Genomic DNA, 15,689 nt, shown 5'->3' on the forward strand with positions numbered 1-15,689 from the left:
CGTACCGGGCCACGCCATGGAACTGGTCCAGAGGCGGTAGCGAACTGATGGAGGAGAACATGTCCACGATCGAACGCGCCGGTGCGCGTCTGTCCTGCACCGTCGACGGCGACGGCGAGGCGGTGCTGCTGCTCGCCGCGGGCCCGACGGGCCTGCCCGAGCCGGACCCGGCCGCGGCCGCCGCGCACCTGAGGGCCGCCTTCCGGGTGATCGCCCCGCGCCCCCGGCACACCGGGGGCGGCGGCGTGGCCCCGCTCGAACCGTTCTCGTACGCGCAGGCGGCGGCGGACCAGCTGGCGGTCCTGGACGCCCTGGGCGTGGGCCGGGTGCACGTGGTGGCGCTCGGTTCGGCCTGTGCCCAGGCGTGGCGGCTGGTACGGGAGGCGCCCGAGCGGGTGCGCCGCGTGGTCTGCGTGGAGCCGGCCGGTCTGGAGGGGCCCGCCATGCCGGGCGCCTTGCACGCGCCGTTCGACGAGGCGATGCGCACGGTGCGGGCCCGGGGGGCCGCCGGGGTGCTGGACCTCGCCGAGCGCGAGGGCGACTTCGCGCGGGCGGCGGGCGCGGGCCCGTTCGCGGGGACGCTGCGGGCGTCGGTCGAGTCCCGCGCAGAGCTGAGTCGACTCAGTGTCGAGCGTCACGTGGTGCTGTTGGGCCGGTACCGGGACGGGCTGTGGCCCGCCGGATCGCCGTACTTCAGCGTCACGGAGGAATGGATGAGGCGGATCCCCACCCCCCTGTCGGTGGTGCCCGGCAGCGGCCCGTCGCGGCCCGAGGGGTTCGCCGGGCGGCTGGTGCGCAACGCGCCCGACGCCCGGCTGTCCGGCGCGGAGCCCGGCGGGGCAGCCGCGTTCCTGACCGAGCACAGCGCACGCTGAAGAGAGGGATCCGATGCTCAGCCTCGACACGATCGACATCACCGACGAACAGAAGTACGCCGAGCAGGGCTACCCGTGGCGCGAGTGGGACCTGCTGCGCCGCGAGGCCCCGGTGTTCTGGTACCGGCGGCCCGGCTTCGAGCCGTTCTGGGCCCTGACCCGGCACAAGGACATGGCGTGGGTCTCCCGCCACCCCGAGCTGTTCTCCAGCTCCCAGCGTGTGTCCCTCAACTCCTTCGACGTCGCCGACATGTTCGCCCGGGACCGCGAGCAGCGCGCCGCGCTGCTGGGCCACGACCCGGCCGAGGCGCAGTCGCTGACGTGGATGGACCCGCCGGTGCACCACCAGGTCCGGCAGTTGATGAGCCCGGCGTTCATGCCCAAGGCGATGGCGGCCCTGGAGGAACGGTTCAACGCCGAGGCGGCCGTGCTCGTGACGGAGTTCCTGGGCCTCGTCGATGAACGCGGCTCGGCCGACGTCGCCAACCAGCTGGCGGCGAAGATGCCGGTCACCGCGATCTGCGAGCTGCTCGGCGTGCCCGTCGAGGACCGGGAGAAGCTCTACCTGTGGACCGTCGGCACGATGAGCCGCTCCGACGGGACCAGCGCGCAGGACACCTTCATGCGCAACGTCGGCGAGATCATGGGCTATCTCACCGCCCTGGTGCAGCAGCGCATGGCGGACGGCGGCAGCGGCGGCACCGACGTGGTGAGCCGGCTGGCGGCCGCCACGGTCCGGGACCGCAAGCTGCCGTTGTCCACACTCCTCAACCAGACGTCGGAACTGCTGTTCGCGGGCAACGGCTCCACACGCAACGTCATCGCGGGCGGGATCCGCGCCCTGCTCGAACACCCCGGTGAGCTGCGGAAGCTGGCCGAGGACCCGGGGCTGCTGGACGGCGCCGTCGAGGAGATCCTGCGCTGGACGTCGGTGGCGATCCACATGGCCCGCACCTGCGTGCAGGACACCGAGATCGGCGGCCGGCTCATCCGGGCCGGCGAGACCGTGGCCATGTTCTTCCCCTCCGCCAACCGCGACGAGGACGTGTTCGAGGACCCGTACCGCTTCGACATCACCCGGCCGCGCAGGACGCACTTCGCCTTCGGTGCCCACGGCGCGCACTTCTGCCTCGGGTCGAACCTGGCGAAGGTGCAGCTGCGCGCCCTGCTCCGGGCGGTGGTGCCCGTACTGCCGTCGCTCGAACTCGACGGCGAACCGACCGTGGTCGCGCCGTACTTCGCGCTGGCCGAATACCAGCGGCTGCGCGTCCGGCGCAGCGGCCGCTGACGGACCGCACCCGAATTCCGGCCGAGACGAGCGAGGGATCTCAGATGGGTATGAAGACAACGGGCGCGGCCCCCGCCCCGGGCACCGCGGATCTCGTGGAGTTCCTGCGCGACGCGGTCGGTGAACTCCTGGGGACCGGGCCCGAGTCGGTCCCCGCCACGGTGGCGCTGCGTGACCTCGGCGTCGACTCGCCCGGCACGACCCGGCTGGCGGCGGCCCTCGCACAGCGCCTGGGCCGCCCGGTGCCCGCGTGGCGGCTGTGGCAGCACCCCACCATCGCGGAACTCGCCGCACACCTCACCGGGGAGCGCCCGGCGGGTCCGGACGCGGCGTCGGGCGGGCGCCGCGCCGCGGGCGGCGACGAACCGGTCGCCGTGGTCGGCCTCGGCTGCCGGCTGCCGGGCGGCATCGCCACGCCCGAGGAGCTGTGGCGGGCCCTGCTGGCCGGGAAGGACGCCGTCGGCGAGGTCCCGGCCGACCGCTGGGACGCCGACCGGTGGGTGGACCAGGACCCGCGGGCGCCGGGCCGTACGACCACCCGCAAGGGCGGCTTCCTGGACGACGTGGCCGGTTTCGACGCCGCCTTCTTCCGTATCTCGCCCGCCGAGGCCACCCGCATGGACCCCCAGCAGCGGATCTCGCTGGAGGTCGCCTGGTCGGCGCTCGAAGACGCCCGGGTCGTGCCGGGCGAGCTGGCGGGCACCCGTACCGGCGTGTTCTTCGGCACGATGTGGCAGGAGTACCACCTGGCCACCGGGGCCGACCCGGACTCCATCGGCTCGCACTCCGCGGTCGGCTGGGACACCTCGATCGTGCCCGCCCGGATCGCGTACGCGCTGGGGCTCCAGGGTCCGGTCATGTCGGTGGGGACGGCGTGCAGTTCGTCGCTGGCCGCCGTGCACCTGGCGGCCCAGAGCCTGCGGCGCGGCGAGTCGGACCGGGCGCTCGCGGGCGGGGTCAGCCTGATGCTGCACCCGCACACCACCGTCGCCATGACGAAGTTCGGCGGGATGAACCCGGACGGGCAGTGCCGGGCCTTCGACGCCGGCGCGGCCGGCTACGTCCGGGGCGAGGGCTGCGGCGTGGTGGTGCTGCGCCGGCTCTCCGACGCGCTGCGCGACGGCGACCGGGTGTACGCGGTGCTGCGGGGCAGCGCCGTCAACAACGACGGTGCCTCGAACGGCCTGACGGCGCCCAGCCCGGCCGCGCAGGCCGACGTGCTGCGGGCGGCCTGGGCCGACGCGCGGATCGCCCCCCGCCAGGTGGCGTACGTGGAGGCGCACGGCACCGGAACGCCGCTGGGTGATCCGATCGAGGCGGCCGCGCTGGGCGAGGTGTTCGCGCCCGGCCGCGACGAGCCGCTGCTGCTCGGCTCCGCCAAGACGAACTTCGGGCACCTGGAGCCCGCCGCCGGGGTCCTGGGTCTCCTCAAGACGGTGCTGTCCCTGCACCACGGGGAGATCCCGGCGAGCCTCCACTTCGAACAGCCCAACCCGGGCATCGACTTCACCGGCCGGCGCCTGGACGTGGTGGCCGCCCGCCGCGGCTGGCCCCAGGGCCCGCGCCACGCGGGCGTCAGCGGCTTCGGGTTCGGCGGGACCAATGTGCACCTGGCGCTCTCCGAGGCCCCGCACCGGCCCCGGCGGCTGGTGGCGCTCGCCGGCGCCGACGCGCCCGGCCTCGCCGCGGCCGTGGCGGAGTTCACCTCCCAGGGCGCGGCGGGCCGGCCGGTGACGGTAGGGGGCACGGGCCCCTGGCGGGCGTTCGCCGCGGCGGACACCCCCCAGGAGCTGGCCGCGTCCCTGCGTGCCCGCCTCACGTCCGCCGCCGGCCCGCCCGCCGGCCCGCCCACCGTGGCGTTCTGCTTCTCCGGGCACGGCTCGCAGTGGCTGGGCATGGGCCGCGGCCTGCTCGCCGAGCCGGTGTTCCGCACCGCGCTGGAGGACGCCGACCGGGCGGTGGCCGCGGCGGCCGGCTGGTCGGTGGTGGACCGGCTCATCGGCGGGCAGGACCTGCTGGAGCGCACCGATGTGCTCCAGCCGGTGCTGTTCGCCCTGCAGGTCGCGCTGGCCCGCACACTGCGCGCCTGGGGCGTCGAACCGGACGTGGTGTTCGGCCAGAGCGTCGGCGAGGTCGCCGCGGCCGTCGTGTCCGGGGCACTGACCCTGGAACAGGGCGCCCGGGTGATCACCGTGTGGTCGCGTCTGGTGGCCGGGCGGGCGGCCGGCCTCGGCACGATGTTCGTCTGCGACCTGACGGCCGAGGAGGCCGCCGCACACGCCGGGGACCGGCTCACGGTGGCCGGACTCCTCGCCCCGGGGCAGGTCTGCCTGTCCGGGGCGACGGCCGCCGTCACCGACGTGGAGCGTGAACTGTCCGCGGCGGGCGTGCGCACCCACCGCGTCGCCATCGACTACCCCTCGCACAGCAGCGAACTCCAGCACCTGCAAGAAGAACTGACGGACCTGCTGGGCGATGTCCGGCCCACCGCCGGCACCGTCGCGTTCCTGTCGAGCGTGACCGGCGGCCCCCTGGAGGGCACCGGCCTGGACGCCCGCTACTGGGCGGCGAACATGGTGCGCCCCATGCGCGTGCACGAGGCCGCCTCCCGCCTCGATACCGGCCGGGCCCTGCGGATCGTCGAGATCGCCCCGCACCCCGTCCTCACCCGCTCCCTCGAACGGTCCTTCGCCCAGGCCGTGCCCGGCGACGTCCGCGTGTCGGCGGCCCTGCGCCGCGACCGGCCGGCCCGCGGGACACTGGAGGAACTCCTCGGCTCCCTGTGGGCCGACGGCGTCCCCGTCGACTGGGAAGCGGTCACCGGCACCGCCACGGCCCCCGCGTGGCCCCTGCCGCTGTCCGGCAGGACCGAGGCGGCACTACGGGCCCAGGCCGCCGCGCTGCACCGGCACCTCACCGCACACCCCGGACTGCACCCGGCCGATGTCGGGCACTCCCTGGCCACCACCCGTACGTCCTTCGAGCACCGCGCCGTCGTCGTGGCACGGGGCCGGGACGACCTGCTCACGGGCCTGTCCGCGCTCGCCGCCGGCACCGGGGCGCCCGGCGTGGCCGGCCCCCATGCCGGCCCGCCCGAACCGCCGGAGGCCGGGCCCGTCCTCGTCTTCCCCGGCCAGGGCTCCCAGTGGGCCGGCATGGCCCGCGAACTCCTCGGCACCTCACCGGTGTTCGCCCAGGCCTTCGACCAGTGCGCGCAGGCCCTCGCCGAGTTCGTCGACTGGTCACCGCACGAGGCGATCGACGATCCGGCCGCGCTGGAACGCGTCGACGTCGTCCAGCCCGTGCTGTGGGCGGTGATGGTGTCCCTGGCCGGACTGTGGCACGCCCACGGCGTACGGCCCGCCGTCGTGGTGGGCCACTCCCAGGGAGAGATCGCGGCGGCCTGCGTCAGCGGCGCGCTCACCCTGCGGGACGGCGCCCGCGTGGTCGCGCTGCGCAGCCAGGCCATCGCCCGCTCGCTCGCCGGGCACGGCGGCATGGTGTCGGTGGCGCTGCCCCGCGAGGAGGCGGAGCGGCTCACCGGACGCTGGCAGGGCCGGGTCTCGGTGGCCGTGGTCAACGGCCCCGGCCTCACCGTGGTCTCGGGCGCGCCCGGCGCACTGGACGAACTGGTGACGCACTGCCAGGAACGGGACGTACGCGTGCGGCGCGTCCCCGTCGACTACGCCTCCCACTCCGCGCAGGTCGACACGATCCGCGAGGAACTGCTCACCGCGCTCGCCCCCGTCCGTCCGCGCACCGGGCACACCGCGTTCTTCTCCACCGTCACCGGCGGGCTCCTGGACACCGCGGAACTGGACGCCGAGTACTGGTTCCGCAACCTGCGCTCCACCGTGGAGTTCCGCACCGCCGTGGACTGCCTGGTGGACCAGGGGCACCGGATGTTCATCGAGGCCAGCCCGCACCCCGTGCTCACCCTGGGCATCGAGGAGAGCGTGGGCGGCCGGGGCGTCGGCGCGATCGGCAGCCTGCGGCGCGGGGACGGCGGAACACAGCGGTTCCTGGCCTCGCTGGCCGAGGCCCATGTGCGCGGCGCCCGCGTCGACTGGAGCCCGGCGCTGCGCGGCGCCCGCACGGTCGACCTGCCGCCCTACGCGTTCCAGCACCGCCGCTACTGGCTGGAGCCGGCCGCCGGCGGCCCGGCCGGCACCGGGCCGGCCACGGACGACGGCGCGTTCTGGACCGCCGTCGAGAACGGCGACCTGGAAGCACTCACCGCCACACTCGCGGTCGGCGCGGCAACCCCCCTGGAGGAACTGCTGCCGGCGCTGGCCGGCTGGCACCGCGCCAGGCGCGGTGAAGCCGAGGTCCGCGACTGGCGCTATGAGATCACCTGGCGCACCGTGCCCGCCCCGGACGCGGCAGCGCCGGGCCGGCCGTGGCTGGTGCTGCTGCCCGCGGGCCGGCAGCCGTTCGCGGCCGCCGCCGTCACCGCCCTGGCCGACGCCGGAATGCGCACGGTCCCCGTCGAATGCGCACCGGACGACGACCGTGCCACGCTCGCCGCGAAGTTCGCACAGGCGGCCGCCGGCGGCGTCGGCGGCGTGCTGTCCCTGCTGGCACCGGACGGTACGGCCGCCCCCGACGGCCCGGCCGTACCCCTCGGCTACGCCGCGACACTGCGCGCCGTGCAGGCCCTGGGCGACGCCGGGTGCGCCGCTCCCCTGTGGTGCGTGACCAGGGCGGCCGTACGGGCCGCCGCCGCGGACCGCACGGTCGACCCGGCCCAGCGCATGGTGTGGGGGCTGGGCCGGGTCGTGGCCCTGGAGCACTCCGAGCGCTGGGGCGGACTGATCGACCTGCCCGCCGCGGACGACCCCCGGCTGTGGCGGCAGGTGGCCGGGCTGCTCGGCGCGGCCGGCGGCGAGGACCAGATCGCGCTGCGCGGCGACGGCATGCGGGTGCGGCGCCTGGTGCGTTCCGGTACGGCGCCCGCCGCGTCGTGGCGGCCGCACGGCACCGTCCTGGTGACCGGCGGCACCGGGGCGCTGGGGACACGGCTGGCCCGCTGGCTGGCCGCGCGCGGCGCCGAACACCTCGTCCTGGTCGGCCGGCGCGGCGCCGAGGCCCCCGGGGCCGCGCGACTCGCCGCCGATATCCGCGCGTCGGGCGCCACGGTCGTGTTCGAGGCGTGCGACGTCGCGGACCGCGAGCAGCTGCGCGGGGTCCTGGAGCGCGTCCCGGCGGCCGTACCGCTGTCGGCGGTGGTGCACACGGCGGCCGTCCTGGACGACGCGGTGGTGGACGCGCTCACCCCCGAGCAGGTGGAACACGTACTGCGGGTCAAGGCGCGGGGCGCGGTCAACCTGCACGAACTGACCCGCGACCAGGACCTGTCCGCGTTTGTGCTGTTCTCCTCGTTCGGGGCGACCGTGGGCATCCCGGGGCAGGGCAACTACGCCCCGGCCAACGCCTTCCTGGACGCGCTCGCCGAGCAGCGGCGGCTGGAGGGCCTGCCGGCGACGGCGGTGTCCTGGGGGGCGTGGGGCGGCGGCGGCATGGCCCGGACCGCCGTCAAGGGAGTCCTGAAACGGCACGGGGTACCGGAGATGGACCCGCGGTGCGCGCTCGTCGCGCTCCAGCAGGCCATCGACTCCGGGCGGCCCTGCCAGACCGTCGCCGACGTGCGCTGGCAGCGTTTCGCGACCGCGTTCGCCGCGGCACGCCCCGCCCCGCTGCTGGCCGACCTGCCGGACGTACGCGAGCTCGCCGGCCCGGCCGGGCCCGCCGCGTCCGCGCCGGGCGGCCCCGCGGCGCTGCTCGGACGGCTGGCGGCGCTGGCGCCCGCGCGGCGTGAGCAGGCCGTGCTGGAGGTGGTGTGCGCGCACACCGCGACGGTCCTCGGGTTCGGCCCGCAGGAGCCGCTGGAGCCGCAGCGGGCGTTCAAGGAGCTGGGGTTCGACTCGGTGACCGGGGTGGAGCTGCGCAACCGGCTCGACGCCGAGACCGGTCTCGGGCTGCCGGCCACCCTCGTCTTCGAGTATCCGACACCCGCCGCGCTCGCCCGTCATCTGCTCGGCGGACTCGCCCCCGGCGGCGGCGCCCCGGGCCTCGACAGTCTGGAGGGCGCCGTGGCCGCCCTCGGCACGGCCACGCTGAGCGGCGAGGACAGCGGCCGGCTCGCCCTGGTGGTGAAGGCGCTGGAGGAACTGCTGGCCGCCGCCCCGCACGAGGCCGCGGCACCCGCGGCGGACACCCTCGACGACGCGTCCGACGACGAGTTGTTCCAGTTCATCGACGAGAAGCTCGGACTCTCCCATGGCGAATGAAGAGAAGCTGCGCGAGTACCTCAAGCGCGTGACCGGCGAGCTGAAAGCGGCGCAGGAGCGCCTGCGGCAGGCGGCCGACAAGGAACGTGAGCCGATCGCCGTGGTGGCGATGAGCTGCCGGCTGCCGGGCGGCGTCGCCTCCCCGGAGGAGTTCTGGCAGCTGCTGGACGAGGGGCGCGAGACCCTGGGGCCCTTCCCTGGGAGCCGGGGCTGGGACGTGTCCGGGCTCTACGACCCGGACCCCGAGCACCCCGGGACGGTCTACGCCGACGCGGGCGGTTTCATCGAGGGCGCCGAGGACTTCGACGCGGGCTTCTTCGGGATCTCACCGCGCGAGGCGCTCGCCATGGACCCGCAGCAGCGGCTGCTGCTCGAAGGAGCCTGGGAGGTCTTCGAACGCGCCGGTTTCACCCCCGAGTCCGTGCGCGAGCGGACCACGGGCGTCTATGCCGGCACCAACGGCCAGGACTACACGACGCTGATCACCGGCCACGGCAGCGAGGGGCACGCCCTGACCGGCGGCGCGGCCAGTGTGCTGTCCGGCCGCATCGCCTACGCGCTCGGTCTGCGGGGGCCCGCCGTCACCGTCGACACGGCGTGTTCGTCGTCCCTGGTCACCCTGCACCTGGCCGTCCAGGCGCTGCGGCGCGGCGAGTGCGATCTCGCCCTGGCGGGCGGGGCGACCGTGATGGCCACCCCGCAGCTGCTGATCGAGTTCAGCCGGCAGCGCGGACTGTCACCGGACGGCCGCTGCCGGGCCTTCTCCGACGACGCGGACGGCACCGGCTTCGCCGAGGGGTGCGGCGTCCTGCTCCTTGAGCGTCTCTCGGACGCCCGCCGCAACCAGCACCCCGTACTCGCCGTGGTCCGTGGCAGCGCGGTCAACCAGGACGGCGCCAGCAACGGGCTGACCGCCCCCAGCGGACTCGCCCAGCAACGGGTGATCCGGGCCGCGCTGGCCGATGCCGCGCTCGGCGCCGCGGACATCGACGCCGTCGAGGCGCACGGCACCGGCACCCGGCTCGGCGACCCCATCGAGGCCCGCGCGCTGCTGGCCGCCTACGGCACGGCGCACCACCCCGGACAGCCCCTGTGGGTCGGCGGCGTCAAGTCGAACATCGGGCACACCCAGGCCGCGGCCGGGGTCGCGGGCGTCATCAAGATGGTGCTGGCGCTGCGTCACCAGCGGCTGCCGCGCACCCTGCACGCGGCCACACCCACCACCCACGTCGACTGGTCCCCGGGTGCGGTCCGGCTGCTGTCCGAGCCGGTCCGGTGGCCCGCGGGCGAGCGGGTACGCCGCGCGGGCGTCTCCTCGTTCGGGATCAGCGGCACCAACGCCCACGTGATCCTGGAGGAGGCCGCCGAACCCGCACCCGCCGAAACGGCGCCCGCCGAGGCGCCCGGGGCTTCCGCGGCTTCCGCGGCCGTGCTGCCCTGGCTGCTGTCCGCGCGGGACGAGAACGCGCTGCGGGCACAGGCGGCACGGCTGCACGACGCACTGGCCGGCCGCCCGGCGGACGCCGCGGCCGGCATCGCCCGGTCGCTGGCCACCACCCGTACGCTCTTCGAGCACCGCGCGGCCGTGTGCGGCACCGGCCGGGACGAACTCCTGGCCGGGCTGCGGGCACTGGCCGACGGCACGCCCCGCGCGGGCACCGTCTCGGGCACCGCGCTCACGGGCCGTACCGCACTGGTCTTCCCCGGCCAGGGCGCCCAGCGGCCCGGCATGGGCCACGCGCTCCACCAACACCACCCGGTGTTCGCGGCGGCCTTCGACGAGGTGTGCGCCCTGCTCGACCCGCACCTGCGGCGCCCGCTGCGCGACGTGGTGTTCGCCGAGGCCGGCACACCCGAGGCGGCCCTGCTCGACCGGACCGAGTTCACCCAGCCCGCCCTGTTCGCGGTGGGCGTCGCCCTGTTCCGCCTCGTCACGTCCTGGGGCGTACGGCCCGACTACGTGATGGGGCACTCGGTGGGCGAGCTGACCGCCGCGCACGCCGCCGGCGTGCTGTCGCTGCCGGACGCCTGTGCCCTGGTCGCCGCGCGGGGACGGCTGATGGGGGCACTGCCGGGGGGCGGGGCGATGCTCGCGGTGAAGGCACCGGAGTCCCAGCTGCGCCCGCTGCTGGCGGGCCGGGACCACGAAGTGGGCATCGCCGCGGTCAACGGCCCCGAAGCGGTGGTGCTCTCGGGCACCGCCCCGGCCCTGGACGCGCTCGGCGCGCACCTGGCCGGACAGGGCGTCAAGACCCGCCGCCTGACCGTCTCGCACGCCTTCCACTCGCCGCTGATGGACCCGATGCTCGACGCGTTCGCGACGGTGGCCGCCCAGGCGTCCTACAGCGCGCCGCAGCTCGGCCTGATCGGCAACGTCACCGGAGCCGCCGTCACCGACGAGGTAAGCGAACCCGGCTACTGGGTACGGCACGTGCGCGAACCCGTGCGCTTCGCGGACGGGGTACGCGCGCTGCGCGAAGCGGGAGTCAGCCGCTTCCTCGACCTGGGCCCCGACGGTGTGGCCGCGGCGATGGTCGAGGACTGCCTGGAAGAACCGGGCGAGGCGGGCGCCACCGGTGTCGTGGCGGCCCTGCGCAAGGGCAGGCCCGAGCCGCTGTCCCTGGCCGACGCGCTCGGCCGGGCCCACTGCCTGGGCGTCGCCGTCGACTGGGCCGCGTACTTCGCCCACACCGAGGCCCGCCACGTCGAACTGCCGACGTACGCCTTCCAGCGGCGCCGCTACTGGCCCGAGCCCCGGCGGGCGGGCCACGACACCGACGCCCTGGGCATCCGCGACGCCGCGCACCCGTGGCTGGCCGCGCACACCGTCCTCGCGGACGGCGGCGACGTGTTCACCGGACGCCTCTCGCTCGGCGAACAGCCCTGGCTGGCCGACCACACCGTCTTCGGCGAGACCGTGCTGCCCGGCACCGGCCTCCTCGAACTGGCGTCGGCGGCCGCCCACCGCACCGGCGCCCCCGGCGTCGAGGACCTCACCCTGGTCGCCCCGCTGATCCTGCCCCCGGACGGGGCCGTGCACCTCCAGGTGCATGTCGCCGCCGGCGGCGGACGGCGCCCGGTGACCGTGCACAGCCGGCCCGCCGGCCAGCAGGGCGAATGGACCCTGCACGCCACGGGCGAACTGGCCGACCTGCCCGGCCCCGCCCCCCGCCACGACGGCCCGGCCCCGTGGCCGCCGGCGCAGGCCCGCCCGGCCGGCCCGGACGGCCTGGACGGCCTGGACGGCCTGGACGGCCTCTACGAACGTTTCGCCGACCGCGGCATCACCTACGGACCGGTGTTCCGCGGCACCACACACCTGTGGCGGCACGGCGACACCGCCTACGGCCTGGTCCGGCTGCCCGAGGGCGGCACCGCCGACGGATTCGGCATCCACCCCGCCCTCCTGGACGCCGCGCTCAACGTGATGGAGGCCGTCACCGCCGACGAACCCGCGGCCGGCGGCACACTCCTGCCGTTCTCCTGGTCCGGGGTCGAGCTGTACGCCACGGGCAGCACCGAACTCAGAGTGCGCGTCGAGGTGACACCCACCGGCGAGGGCAGACGCCTGACGGTGGCCCTCACCGACCCCGCGGGCGCCCCCGTGGCACGGGTGCACGCGCTGGAGATGCGCCGCACCACCGCCGAGAGCATCAGGACGGCGGCCGGCACCGGCATGCGCGACCTGTACCGCCTGCGGCCCCAGCCCGTACCGGCACCCGGCGGACGCGGACCCGCACCCGACACCGTCGTCCTGTCCCCCACCGCCGCCCTCGCCCGGATACTGGACGCCCGCACCGCCACCGGCCCCGACGCCCTCCTGGACGCCCTCGCCGGCGGTGCGCCCGTACCGCGGCGGATCGTCGTCGACCGCACCGGCCCGGCACCGGGTACCGGGTGCGGCCCGCAGCACGTCCTGCGGCAGGCCCTCGCGGTGCTGCACCCCCTGCTGGCCGAACCACGGCTGCGGGAGACCGAGTTGGTGTGGGTCACCGCCACCACACCCGACACCCTCGACACCGCACCCCTGCGCGGGCTGCTGCGCACCGCACGCGGCGAACACCCCGACCGTATGCTGCGCCTGGTCGAACTCGACGGCCCCGCCGACACCCGGCTCACCGACGCCCTCGCCGCCGTGGAGGAACCCGAACTGACGGTGCGCGGCACCGAACTGCTCGCGCCGCGCCTGGTACGCGCGGAAGCCGGCACCGGGGAACAGGGCACACCGCTCGACCCGCGGGGCACCGCCCTGATCACCGGCGGCACCGGCGGGCTGGGCCGCGCGGTCGCCCGCCACCTGATCGGCCGGCACGGTGTGCGCCGCCTGGTACTCGCCTCCCGGCGCGGCCCCGGCACCCCCGGCGCCGACGACCTGGTCGCCGAACTGACCGCCGCGGGCGCCGTCGACGTACGGCTCGTCGCCTGCGACCTCGCGGCGGACGAGCAGACCTCCGCCCTCCTCGCCTCGGTGGACCCGGCCCATCCGCTGACGGCGGTACTGCACCTGGCCGGTGTGCTGGACGACGGCCTGCTGGAAACACAGACCGCGGAGCGTGCCGCCCGCGTCCTCGCCCCGAAGGCCCTGGGCGCGCTGCGCCTGGACGCGCTGACCCGGGACCTGGACCTGGCCGCGTTCGTCCTGTTCTCCTCGGCGGCCGGGATCCTCGGCACCGCGGGCCAGAGCACCTACGCCGCCGCCAACACGGTGCTGGACGCCGTCGCGGAACGCCGCCGGGCCGCGGGCCTGCCCGCCACCAGCCTGTCCTGGGGCCTGTGGGAGCCGACCGGCACGGGCATGACGGCCCATCTCGGCCGGGCCGACCTCTCCCGCATGCGCCGCCAGGGCATCGCGGCCATGCCGCTCGAACAGGGCCTCACCCTCCTCGACGCCGCACTGCGCCGCCCCGAAGCCCACCTGGTGCCGCTGCGCCTGGACCTCGCGGCGCTCGGCAGGAGTGCGGCCGAGACCGGTCACATCCCGGCCGTGCTGCGCTCCCTGGTCCGGCCCGGCCCCCGCAAGGCCGCCGCCGGCGGCGGCGAGAGCCCGGACACGCTCCGGGACCGCCTCGCGACACTGCCGCCCGAGCAGCGCACCGAGACGGTCACCGCGCTGGTCCTGCGGGAGACCGCCGTGGTCCTCGGCCTGGACGAGACCGCACGCGTCACACGGGACCAGGTCCTCAAGGAACTGGGCCTGGACTCGCTGATGGCCGTGGAACTGCGCCGCCGGATCGCCGCGGCCACCGGCGTCCCGCTGCCCTCCACGCTGGCCTTCGACTATCCGACACCGGGCGCCGTCGCCGGCCTCGTGCTCTCCCGCATGGAACTGACCACGGCGGCCGACGACACCGCGGCGCCGGACGACACCGCGTCCGCGCTCGCATGGGCCCTGGACCGGCTCTCCCCTGACGCACTGCACCGCAGCGGTCTCCTCGACCGCATGATCACGCTGGCCCGGCAGGCCGGTGACACCCCGCGCGCGGACGCCGCCGCACCCGCCCCGGAGCCGCCCGGCCTGGGAGGGCGGTCCGTCGACGACATCAACGCGGAACTCGACGCGTTCCTCGCGACGGTCGGCGACGACCTGCCCTGACCACCCTTCCGACGGGCCCGCCCACCCGTCGCGCCACCGGCCCCGCACACCGCCCCTGCCCGGCATCCCGCCCAGAAAGGCTTGACCATGAGCACTACGCCCCCTGACCGGATGGAAGCCGCTCTGCCCGCGATCCGCCAGCTGCAGAGGCGGGCGGCCGATCTGGAGGCCCAGCGCACCGAACCGATCGCGGTCGTGTCGATGGCGTGCCGGCTGCCGGGCGGGATCGACACGCCGGAGGCCTTCTGGGACCTGCTGGCCGCGGGGGGCGACGCCATCGGGGGCCTGCCCAAGCGCTGGGACGGCCTGGACCTGTACGACCCGGACCCCGAGGCGGCCGGCAAGACCTACGCGCGTGAGGGCGGTTTCCTCGCGGACGTGGAGGGCTTCGACTCCGAGTTCTTCGGTATCTCGCCGCGCGAGGCGCAGTCGATGGACCCGCAGCAGCGCCTGGTCCTGGAAACCTCGTGGGAGGCACTGGAACGCGCCGGGATCCGCCCCGCCACCCTCACCGAGAGCCGCACCGGCGTCTACCTCGGCAGCATGGGCTCCGACTACGACGGACTGCACCACAACGACCTGGACGCCCTCGACGGCTACGTGAGCTCGGGCAACGCGAACAGCGTGGTCTCGGGCCGCGTCTCGTACGCGCTCGGCCTGCAGGGCCCCGCCGTCACGGTGGACACCGCCTGCTCCTCGTCACTGGTCGCCATGCACCTGGCCGTCACCTCGCTGCGGACCCGGGAGTGCGACCTGGCACTGGCCGGCGGCATCACGGTCATGTCCACCCCCACCACGTTCGTGGAGTTCTCGCGGCTCAAGGGCCTCTCCCCCGACGGGCGTTGCAAGAGCTTCTCCGACGAGGCCAACGGCGTCGGGTGGGCGGAGGGCGCGGGCATCCTCGTCCTCAAACGCCTGTCGGCAGCCCAGCGCGACGGGGACGAGGTCCTCGCCGTCATCAAGGGATCCGCCGTCAACCAGGACGGCCGCAGCCAGGGCCTGACCGCCCCCAACGGGCCTTCCCAGCAGCGGGTTGTCCAGGACGCGCTGGCCGCCGCGCGGCTGGCATCCACCGACATCGACGCCATCGAGGCGCACGGCACCGGCACGACGCTGGGCGACCCGATCGAGGCGGGCGCGCTGGCGGAGGTCTTCGGCCCCGGCCGCGAAAGCGCACGGCCGTTGTATCTGGGCTCGTCGAAGTCGAACATCGGCCACGCGCAGGCCGCCGCGGGCGCGATCGGCGTCATGAAGATGGTCCTCGCGCTGCAGCACGGGACTCTTCCGAAGACGCTGCACGCCGACAATCCGAGCAGTCATATCGAATGGGATGGCAGCGGTCTGGAGTTGCTGCGGGACGCGCGCTCGTGGGAGCGGGGTGAGCGGGTGCGCCGGGCCGGGATCTCGTCGTTCGGGCTGAGCGGCACCAACGCCCACCTCATCCTCGAAGAAGCACCCCTGGCCGCCGCGGATACCTCCACCGTCGAGCCGGACGGGGCACCCGCCCCTCTCCGGGGTGTGCTTCCGCTGGTGGTGTCGGGGCGTGACGAGAGTGCGTTGCGGGAGCAGGCCGGGCGGTGGGCGGACTGGCTGCAGGCCCAGGACAACCCCGATCTGGCAGCCGTCGCGGCCACCTCCGCACT

General features: G+C 75.5%; 5 protein-coding genes. All 5 read left to right on the top strand.

Annotated elements, in window-relative coordinates; genetic code table 11:
* Positions 1 to 59: 59 nt before the first annotated feature.
* A complete protein-coding gene (locus ACZ7LS_RS36335; RefSeq protein ID WP_382871759.1) occupies positions 60 to 875 on the top strand; it encodes an alpha/beta fold hydrolase in 816 nt (271 codons plus the stop codon).
* A 13-nt stretch (positions 876 to 888) separates the two neighbouring features.
* Entirely contained in the window at positions 889 to 2,163 is a 1,275-nt protein-coding gene (locus tag ACZ7LS_RS36340; RefSeq protein ID WP_382528696.1) for a cytochrome P450, read from the top strand.
* A 44-nt stretch (positions 2,164 to 2,207) separates the two neighbouring features.
* Positions 2,208 to 8,453, top strand: coding sequence for a type I polyketide synthase (locus ACZ7LS_RS36345; RefSeq protein ID WP_385136765.1), 6,246 nt, complete (start codon positions 2,208 to 2,210; stop codon positions 8,451 to 8,453).
* Positions 8,443 to 14,046 carry a type I polyketide synthase gene (locus ACZ7LS_RS36350; protein WP_385136767.1) on the top strand — a complete coding sequence of 1,868 codons (5,604 nt, stop codon included), beginning with the start codon at positions 8,443 to 8,445 and terminating at the stop codon, positions 14,044 to 14,046. Before ACZ7LS_RS36345 ends, ACZ7LS_RS36350 begins: the two co-directional genes overlap by 11 nt.
* A gap of 81 nt (positions 14,047 to 14,127) precedes the next feature.
* Positions 14,128 to 15,689, top strand: a 1,562-nt coding sequence (locus ACZ7LS_RS36355; RefSeq protein WP_471066438.1) for a type I polyketide synthase, incomplete at its 3' end; no start/stop codon positions are given.

Source organism: Streptomyces sp. NPDC039430, assembly GCF_055639435.1.